Origin of the sequence: Gluconacetobacter tumulisoli, assembly GCF_014174155.1 — a bacterium.
Lineage (GTDB): Bacteria > Pseudomonadota > Alphaproteobacteria > Acetobacterales > Acetobacteraceae > Gluconacetobacter > Gluconacetobacter tumulisoli.
This window is the reverse complement of the sequence record NZ_JABEQM010000005.1, coordinates 249,644-257,716: the sequence shown is the minus strand read 5'-3', so window position 1 is coordinate 257,716 and position 8,073 is coordinate 249,644. Positions and strand designations below refer to the sequence as shown.

Sequence of the window (8,073 nt, the reverse complement as noted above, 5' to 3'; positions counted from 1 at the left end):
CTGGTCGATCATGGGCACGCTGGCCTGGAGCTGGATCGACCAGAAGGGGGCGCTGAATGCCAGCAGCGCACTGAAGAAAACCTTTTCGGCCGACGCGGCTTTCAGCCCGACCACCAGCGTGATGTACAAGCCGACCGACAACCAGACCCTCTATTTCACCTATGGGCGGTCGGTCGAAGCGGGCCCCGTGACGCCCAACAGCCAGTATTATACCAACACGAACATCGCGCTGCCGATCGCGCATTCCGAAGAATATGAAGTCGGCTATAAATTGCGTTATCAGAAGATGCAGTTCAACGTCGACGGTTTCCGCATGACCTCGCCCTATGCGATGTATGTCGCGGCGGCAAACGGCACCTGCGCCGGCGGCACGACCTGCCAGACCTACACCTATGGCGGAACGCAGCGCAATTACGGCGTGGAAGCCCAGGTTTCGGGCGAGGTCCTGCCCAACCTCTCCGTTCTCGCCGGCATGACCTGGCTGGATGCGGAACTGGTCGGCAGCAGGACCGCCGCCTATAACGACAAGGAAATCGTCGGCGCCGCACCGCTGCAGGCCAGCCTGCTGCTGGATTACCGCCTTCCGGCCTCGATGGGCAGCTTCGCGTCGGGCTGGGCCTTCAATGCCGGGGTCCATTACATGGGCAACCGCGCGGCCAACGTAACCAACACGCTGCATACCGGATCATACACCACGCTGGAACTGGGCACGCGCTATGCTTTCCACGTCGCCCGCTTTCCGTGGGTCGCGCGTTTCGGCGTTAGCAATGTCACCAACGAACGGTATTGGGCCTCGGTCTATACCGGCGCGCCGAGCGGCACGTCCGGTGCGGCATCGACCTTGTATGCGGGACTGCCGCGCGTCTACCACTTCACCCTGTCAGCGGAGTTCTAAGGCGTCGTCGGTTGCGCGGGGTATTGCCCTCCTGGCTGCGCCTTACGCGGCGACCTATAATCCGAGCCCGCGCTTCCGTCCGAAATTCCAGTCGACGTTGCCGCCTGGCGACATCGTGCCGCTGACATGGCGGCCGAGCTTCTGCTCCAGCGCCGGGCGCCACGGCACGAGCTGGAAGCCCAGCCCGTCATCGACCATGGCGAAGCGACCCGACGACAGGACCACCCGCTGGCGATAGACCCCCGAGACGATCTCGCCTTCCTTCGCGGGCCGGTGCTCCAGCCCGGTCTGCGTCGCAAGCCTGGCCGCCACCTGATCGAGATCGCGCTGGCGCAGGGTGCCGATCAGGTCGGGCGCGAACACCACCCGCTCGCCCTGCCGCCGGACCAGCCCCTCGGATTCCAGACGGTCGATCCGTTGCGCCATCGCCTTGTGGACCTCTGCGCCGAAGCCCGCGTTGGCCAGCGCCGGATCCTTGGCAAGCAACTGGCGGTCGAGCCAGGTCGCACCGGGTGCCGTCACCTGCTCGGCCAGCGTGAAGTCCGAGCGGGTCGCCAGCGACAGGCGCTGCGTGCCCTTCGCGTCTTCCCAGCTCCGGGTCTCGACGATCGCGCCGAGTTTCGCGTCCCCGGTCAGGTCCAGATCGGGGAAGCGGACATGATGCGTCCGCCCGTCGGTGCCCGCGATCACCACATAGCTCGAGCCCTTCAACTCGTCATCCAGCCCGCGCTCGACCAGCCGGCCGAGAATGGGATCAGCCAGCGTCTCGCCATGAATCGCAAAACCCGCGACATCGGGTTCCACCCCGCCGCCGGCCATGGCGCGGTGCATGGTCTTGATGATGTCGCCCCGAAGGGAGAGATCGCGCAGCGTCGCTTCCAGCCCCGGCTTGAGGGTCCAGCGTGCCACCCCGACCCGTTCGGCCACGCCCAGCCCTTCCAGCTTGGTCGCCCTTCCGACCAGCAGGCGCCGCAGTTCCGGGTCTTCGGCACCCGCGCCCGGCCGCAGATCGACGATGCCGCCGCCTTCGTCGCTGAAGTCCTGCAACGCGCGATCGAGGCTGGTCCAGCGGTCGGCGCCGATCTCGGTGTCCAGGGCGGTGCGGATTTCCTGCTCGCTGCGTGGGCCAAGTTCCAGCGTCACCCGTTCGGCGGCGCGGTCGCGCAGGCCCTGGCTGATATAGGCGCGGCTGATCACCAGATCCTTGCCGTCATCGGCGACCCCGCGCACCAGGATGTGGACATGCGGGTTGTCGGTGTTCCAGTGGTCGACCCCGACCCAGTCCAGCCTGGTGCCAAGGTCGCGCTCCATGTCCTGCATCAGTTCGCGCGCGAAGCCGTGGACATCCCGCATCTGCGCCAGATCCTCGGGCGAGACGGTGAAGCGAAAATGATGGCGGTCGTCAGCACAGCGTTCGGCAAAGGCGCGATCATCGGCGGCATCAGACCCGGCGTCGAACATGCGGGCCTTCTCGCCGTCGCGAGTGACGCCCTCGCGCCTGAGATAGGCGATGTGCCGGGCGAGCGGTGCCGAGCGGAAGCGTGTGCCCTGATGGCGGACGATGCGCGCCTTGACGACGACGCGGCGGCCGGGCGAGCGCTTGGCGATCGACAAGGCCGCGCGCCGGCCGCGCCCGAAAGTCGATCGTCCTTTCGGACCATCCGCGCCGCCAAAATGCCTGCCGGTATGACCAGCCTTCCTGGCGGCCCGCATGACCTCGCCGACGAACGATCTGGGACGGCGCGCGCCCTGGTTGCCATGCTGGATGCGGCCGGGCCGAACCTGGAAATCATCGTCACCCGTCGCCATGGGCCAACTCCATTCTTGCTGAAAGGGTGCCGGCGCCCGGAGCATTGAAATGATTGGGGAAAACAATGCAGGGGCCGCTCGTGACATGAGGCAGAAGATCGAAAAAGCCAATCCAACCAACCATTTGCCGCCGATCACGATCGCGGCTTTTATCTTGCCGTCCTTCTGTCCGTTGCCTGTCTCCCCCCGGCAGCCCATCCCCAAGGCACCCATAGCCCGCGAGCGCCCGATGGACCGGAACGGGGATCATCGGCGCGCCTCCCCATGCCCTGACGCGATGAACAGCCCGGCTGACTGCGGTGCGAGCGCCGTCCAGTCGGTCAGCCGGGAACCAGATGAATGTGCCGGATCATGTGCGCCATCGACAGACCGGGACGCATCTCCTGCGCGCAGGAATGACGCCGGAAAGAGGGAAGAGTCCTGCCAGGATGGTGCCAACGGGACGCCAATCGTGATGTCGTCCGCGAACGGAAGAGCCAGCCGCGCGCTGACCGACGCGACGTAGTTCCGCGTCTCGACAGGCAGCGGTCGGCCGGTCGCGAGATGCTCGTCATAGCGCGCGGGACCGGCATTATAGGCAGCGAGGAATCCGGCCTCGCCGTAGCGATCCCGCATCCAGCGCAGATAGGTCGCCCCCGCCAGAATGTTGTCGTGCGGGTCGAACGGATCGTCGCCGAGCCCGAGCGACGTGCGCAGGCTGGCCCATGTTCCGGGCATCACCTGCATGAGCCCCATCGCGCCCGCCGACGACACGGCATGCGCATCGCCCCGGCTCTCGGTATGCAGGACGGCAGCGATCCATGAGGCCGGAATCTGCGCGCGCGTGGCCGCCTCCGCGATCATGTCGGCGTAGGGATCGGCGACCGCGACATGCCTCGGTATCGTCATGGACACGACGACCGGAAGCACGACACCGAACAGCCGGAGCCTCAATTTACCGCCGGTCATCACGCTTCACCGGGCGGCTCCAGACCAGATGGAAGGCTCGGCCCTGCCGGTCGGACTGGAACAGATTGGCGCGGATCGGTTGCGCCAGCATGGGGTCATCGAGAACGAGCGAGAGGTAGGTGCCCGCTTTCTCGCCCGTGCGTTTCCAGCCGGCACCGATCTCCGGTCCGGCGTCGGCGTCACCGAGATGGACACGATAGTCGGGCGCGTGTTCGGCGTCCGACGAGGTCGCCGGCACGATCGTCAGTTCGACGTCGAGGGCGAGTGTGCGCAGGCGACCGGCGAAGCCGTCAGACGTGCGCGTGAAAGTACCGATCTGGGCCATGTCAGCCTCGTTTCTGCTTGGGGGTGGGAGAAATCGGTGACGGCGCGAGCCACAGCGGCTGGGCATGGCCGAGCACCGCATCGACCGGCAGAACGCCGAAATAGCGGCCGTCGAGACTGGTCGGGACCGCCGGGTTCATGACGAAGATCTGGCCGGGCAGGACGTGCCGACAGCCCTGCCAGACTGGCAGCGGACGGCCGCGATGATCGTGAGTCCGCGCATCGCCGAGTGGCTTGCCGTCAACCGACACGATGGCGCCGACCCGACAGATCAGTTGTCCCGGCAGTGCCGCGACCGGCTTGAGCAACGGCACGCCGAGCGGCAGATAGCCACCGCGCGCCAGCATCCCAGCGATGTCGGCCGGGGGCCGGATCGCGATCAGGTCGCCGACATGCAACTCGTGCGTTGGCTGCAGGCGATACAGCCCGACCGGTGTGCTGGCGGTGGCATTCCAGATCAGCCGGGGTGCCGGACGGAAGACCGCACCCAGCACGATCGCCATCACCGCGACATAGGTGGTGAGGAACCAACCAAGCCGGCTCATGACACCGCCCTCCGGCGCAGCCAGGCGTGGTGATGGTCGGGAGTGTAGGGACGTGACGCCTGCCCGGAGAGCATCCGATTGTGCAGATGCCGCCAATGGTCGGGCGCAACATCGACGGGGTCGATGCCGATAGCTTCGATGCGGTCTATCGCTTCCAGCACCAGCCGGACCTTCGGCCAGCCGCTCTGCCGCAGCAGGCTCTCACCACCGGGGCGCACGAACGGCACCGTCTGATAGGGCTCGCCGGGACGGGTGACGCGCACGATGTCGATGCAGGACACCACCGTGCCGTAATCGTTCGCCGCCCAGCGCAGGAACGCGAACACGGTGCCCGGCGGAAAACTCAGTATCCGCCGGCGACGATCAAGAACCTGCTCATGGACGACGTGACCAAAACGGATCCAGTGCTCGATACGCTTCTCGATCCAGGTCATTTCGACATGGGCGAAGACGTCGGCGGAACGACCGGACGCTGCCTCGTGCGTGGCGTTCATGGCGTGTCTCCTGGGTTATCCGGGAACTCGCGGGCCAGCAGGGCGCGCAGCATGTCGGCGACCGTGATGCCGCGCTGGAACGCCGCGACCTTGAGCCGCGCGCGCAGCGCCGGCGTGACGTCGATCGTCAGCCGGGCGGTGAAGCGGTTGGTGATCGCGGACTTGTCCGGCGCCTTGACCCAGCGCTCCGGGTCGGCGGGGCGCGACGCGAAGCCGGGCAGCGTGCGACGGCCTGTCATGGCGCAATTCCCTCGCCGAGCGGCAGCACGGAGGCGATGCGGTCGCGCGCCCTCTGCGCCATGACAGGATCGATCTCGGAGCCGAGATAGCGACGGCCGGCAAGCCGGCAGGCGACGCCCGCGGCGCCCGATCCGGCGAACCAGTCGCCCACAAGGCCACCCGGCGGGCAGCTCGTGCGGATCAGGATCTCCAGCAATGCCACCGGCTTCTCGGTCGGATGGATGGCGCGGCCATGCGCATTGCGGACCGGAATCACGGAGCGCATCAGGCGTGGGCCGCCATCCTCGCTGACGTAATGGCCGGCATCGATCAGCCCCATGTGCGGCGGCCGGTGCTTTCGCCGCACGGTACGCCCCCGTGCGTCCGGCGTCGTCGGGACGTCGTTGTAGACGCAGCTCCAGGGCGCATCGTCGCGATAGAACTGGACGATCAATTCATGCGCGCGCCGGAAACGGTCGGCGTGGAAGCTGGAGCCATTCTGCTTCTCCCAGACCAGTTCCTGGGCATATTTCCAGCCCGCGTCGCGAAATTCCGCACCGGTCGCCAGAAAGCTCCGCAGCGAGCCGAACACCCACAGCGAGCCACTCGGTTTCAGGGCGCCGCGCGCCTTCGCCGGCCAGCCCGAAATGCGGCGATCCCAGGCGAGCGCGGTATCGCCATAGGGCGGATCGGCCAGGATCATGTCGTAGGGGCCGCACCGAGGCATCAGGAGCGCGCTGTCGCCAGTCAGCAGGGTCATGGCACCAGCCCCCCGATCTCGGCCGTCAGGGCGGCGATTTCGCGGGCAGCAATCCCTTGGGGGCGCAGGTCGGAGACCAGGCGGCCTGTGCGCGCAGCATCGGCAAAGGCGACCCGCTGACCGATCCGCGCCGCCAGCGCCGCCGGCTCGTGCCCGGCGAGCACCAGCCGGGTTTCGCGGGCGATGACCGTGCGCGCGGCGCAGCGGTTGAGCACGAAACGGGCCAGCAGACCGGGACGGAAGAGACGTGCTTCCGCCAGCAGCCGCAGCATTTCGGCCGAGGCCCAGCCGTCGAAGGGCGAGGGTTGGGCTGGAATCAGCACCAGATCGGCGGCTAGCAGGGCGGAGCGCAACAATGCCGCCACACGCGGCGGACCGTCGATAACGACGTGATCCACCCCCTGAGCCAGTTCGGGCGCCTCGTGGTGCAGCGTGTCGCGCGCCAACCCGATCACGCCGAACAGCCGGGGTAGTCCCTCTCGTGCGCGCTGCGCCGACCAGTCCAGTGCCGAGCCCTGCGGGTCGGCGTCGATGACCGTCACGCGCCGGCCTTCCCGAGCCCATTGGCCGGCGAGGTGCAGCGCCAGCGTCGTCTTGCCGACGCCGCCCTTCTGGTTGAGGAAGGCCACGATCACCGCCTCTCTCCGGGGGTTATCCACAGATCGGGCGGGGTGCCAACATCCTTAAAGTTAGACTCTTTTAAGTTAGATTCTAAGTTAAGGGCGTCATAATCCTTTGATTCACTGTCGCGATTCGGCGATTTTTGTTCACATAAGCACGGCTTCGCTGTTCCCGAAATCACGGCTTCCGCCGGTTCGGGCGTTCCCGATAGCACGGACGGACTCACAGTTTGTCCACATGACCCTGTGGATAATTTGTCGCGAGAAAAGGTCAGGATTTCGCGGCCATCCATGGTCCGCTCGACGGTCAGCCGATAGCCGGGCAATGGCTGCCGCCGGACGATGGCGCGGAGTTCGAAGGCGAAGCGACGATAGGGGGAGAGGCTGGCGGATTTGAGATGCAGAACCTGGAAATCGAATTTCCAGCCTGAACGCTGGCGGCCGCCATGCTTGCGGACAAGCCGGTAGAGCCAGCGCTCCAGACCGCCGGTCAGCCGGAAATAGGCTGGATCGATGGTCAGCACCAGCGCGTCATCGAGCACCGCCTGGTAAAACCAGTCCGGCAGGATCAGCTCAACGACGCGGGCGCGGCCCTCCTGCGTGGTATGCCGCTTCCATTCGTTGATCCAGGAAAACCGGTGCAATTGTCCCGTACCGGCATGGCGCAGCGAAGTCTTGATCGTGGTGGATTGCAGCCGGTCGAGAGCCGCTTCCAGCCGTTCGTAATCCCGCGCGCTGTCGCCCCGGCCGATGAAGGCCAGGATTTCATGCGGCGTCGCCACCATCAGACGCGAGGTGCAACGACCCGCGTCCCGTGCTTCCACGATCTGGCTCGCCGCCCAGATCAGCACGTCCGCATCCCAGATCGTCGCCATGCCGTATTCGCCGGTCGCTTCCACGCGGATGGTGACGTCCGGCGTCCGGAAATCGATCGGTAGGATCCGCGATGTCTTGGACAGGCTGAAGAACGGAAATGCCATCAGATCCTGCGCGTCGCGTGGAGCGAGTTTGCCAGGGATGGCGCGGAACACCGCGAGCTTCGTGCGCTCGGAATGGTTCCGGTCGGACGTGCGCATCAGCGGCGGTTCCCGCGTGTGGTCGCCGGTGTCGGCGGGATCAGCGGGCTCTGCCGCGCGGCGGCCGACACCGTGCCGGCGGTGGTGTCGGAGGTGTGGGCACGTGCCCCGCTCTCGACCCAGGCCTGCAACTCATCGACCCGATAGACTACGCGGCCACCGAGCTTCGAATAGCGCGGGCCGGTGCCGTAAATACGGTGTTTTTCCAGGGTGCGAATGGAAAGCCCGACGAAGCGCGAAGCGTCAGGCGTGCGCAGATAGCGCGGCGGCAGGTCGCTGTAATTGGCGGACATGAGAAAGCTCCGTGATCGCTGTCTGGGGCCGCGGGACAGATGCGGCCAGCAGGGATCAGCGTGGCGGAGCGGGGTCTTTCGGGACTAGGA

Annotated in this window: 11 protein-coding genes; 1 reads left to right on the top strand and 10 read right to left on the bottom strand. The window is 66.5% G+C overall.

The window, feature by feature from the left end:
* Positions 1-895, top strand: an 895-nt coding sequence (locus HLH28_RS08530) for a TonB-dependent receptor domain-containing protein (RefSeq protein ID WP_182957538.1), incomplete at its 5' end; no start/stop codon positions are given.
* Between the two features lie 54 nt (positions 896-949).
* Here HLH28_RS08530 and HLH28_RS08525 read toward each other — a convergent pair.
* From HLH28_RS08525 to HLH28_RS08480, 10 genes are all read right to left on the bottom strand, one after another.
* A complete protein-coding gene (locus HLH28_RS08525; RefSeq protein ID WP_182957535.1) occupies positions 950-2,704 on the bottom strand; it encodes a relaxase/mobilization nuclease domain-containing protein in 1,755 nt (584 codons plus the stop codon).
* Between the two features lie 246 nt (positions 2,705-2,950).
* Positions 2,951-3,652: a lytic transglycosylase domain-containing protein gene (locus HLH28_RS08520; RefSeq protein ID WP_182957532.1), complete on the bottom strand. Its 702-nt coding sequence runs from the start codon at positions 3,650-3,652 to the stop codon at positions 2,951-2,953.
* A complete protein-coding gene (locus HLH28_RS08515) occupies positions 3,639-3,977 on the bottom strand; it encodes a DUF736 domain-containing protein (protein ID WP_182957529.1) in 339 nt (112 codons plus the stop codon). The genes HLH28_RS08520 and HLH28_RS08515 overlap by 14 nt, the downstream gene beginning before the upstream one ends.
* A gap of 1 nt (position 3,978) precedes the next feature.
* The gene (locus HLH28_RS08510; protein ID WP_182957526.1) at positions 3,979-4,521 is read right to left on the bottom strand and encodes a S26 family signal peptidase; all 543 of its coding nucleotides are present in this window, start codon (positions 4,519-4,521) and stop codon (positions 3,979-3,981) included.
* Positions 4,518-5,015, bottom strand: a complete 498-nt coding sequence (locus HLH28_RS08505) for a DUF2840 domain-containing protein (RefSeq protein WP_182957523.1) — start codon at positions 5,013-5,015, stop codon at positions 4,518-4,520. Before HLH28_RS08505 ends, HLH28_RS08510 begins: the two co-directional genes overlap by 4 nt.
* Positions 5,012-5,254 (bottom strand): ribbon-helix-helix protein, encoded by a 243-nt coding sequence (locus HLH28_RS08500; RefSeq protein ID WP_182957521.1) that lies wholly within the window; start codon positions 5,252-5,254, stop codon positions 5,012-5,014. Before HLH28_RS08500 ends, HLH28_RS08505 begins: the two co-directional genes overlap by 4 nt.
* Positions 5,251-5,994, bottom strand: coding sequence for a DNA-methyltransferase (locus HLH28_RS08495; protein WP_182957518.1), 744 nt, complete (start codon positions 5,992-5,994; stop codon positions 5,251-5,253). Before HLH28_RS08495 ends, HLH28_RS08500 begins: the two co-directional genes overlap by 4 nt.
* Entirely contained in the window at positions 5,991-6,629 is a 639-nt protein-coding gene (gene parA / locus HLH28_RS08490; protein ID WP_182957515.1) for a ParA family partition ATPase, read from the bottom strand. Before parA ends, HLH28_RS08495 begins: the two co-directional genes overlap by 4 nt.
* Positions 6,626-7,690, bottom strand: coding sequence for a replication initiator protein A (locus HLH28_RS08485; RefSeq protein WP_182957512.1), 1,065 nt, complete (start codon positions 7,688-7,690; stop codon positions 6,626-6,628). The genes parA and HLH28_RS08485 overlap by 4 nt, the downstream gene beginning before the upstream one ends.
* Positions 7,690-7,983: a helix-turn-helix transcriptional regulator gene (locus tag HLH28_RS08480; protein WP_182957509.1), complete on the bottom strand. Its 294-nt coding sequence runs from the start codon at positions 7,981-7,983 to the stop codon at positions 7,690-7,692. The genes HLH28_RS08485 and HLH28_RS08480 overlap by 1 nt, the downstream gene beginning before the upstream one ends.
* Between the last annotated feature and the right edge of the window lie 90 nt (positions 7,984-8,073).

Excerpts from the sequence above, each read along its gene's own strand:
- HLH28_RS08525 (WP_182957535.1), bottom strand. The coding sequence starts at position 2,704 with ATGGCGACGGGTGACGATGATTTCCAGGTTCGGCCCGGCCGCATCCAG.
- HLH28_RS08520 (WP_182957532.1), bottom strand. The coding sequence starts at position 3,652 with ATGACCGGCGGTAAATTGAGGCTCCGGCTGTTCGGTGTCGTGCTTCCG.
- HLH28_RS08515 (WP_182957529.1), bottom strand. The coding sequence starts at position 3,977 with ATGGCCCAGATCGGTACTTTCACGCGCACGTCTGACGGCTTCGCCGGT.
- HLH28_RS08510 (WP_182957526.1), bottom strand. The coding sequence starts at position 4,521 with ATGAGCCGGCTTGGTTGGTTCCTCACCACCTATGTCGCGGTGATGGCG.
- HLH28_RS08505 (WP_182957523.1), bottom strand. The coding sequence starts at position 5,015 with ATGAACGCCACGCACGAGGCAGCGTCCGGTCGTTCCGCCGACGTCTTC.
- HLH28_RS08500 (WP_182957521.1), bottom strand. The coding sequence starts at position 5,254 with ATGACAGGCCGTCGCACGCTGCCCGGCTTCGCGTCGCGCCCCGCCGAC.
- HLH28_RS08495 (WP_182957518.1), bottom strand. The coding sequence starts at position 5,994 with ATGACCCTGCTGACTGGCGACAGCGCGCTCCTGATGCCTCGGTGCGGC.
- HLH28_RS08485 (WP_182957512.1), bottom strand. The coding sequence starts at position 7,690 with ATGCGCACGTCCGACCGGAACCATTCCGAGCGCACGAAGCTCGCGGTG.
- HLH28_RS08480 (WP_182957509.1), bottom strand. The coding sequence starts at position 7,983 with ATGTCCGCCAATTACAGCGACCTGCCGCCGCGCTATCTGCGCACGCCT.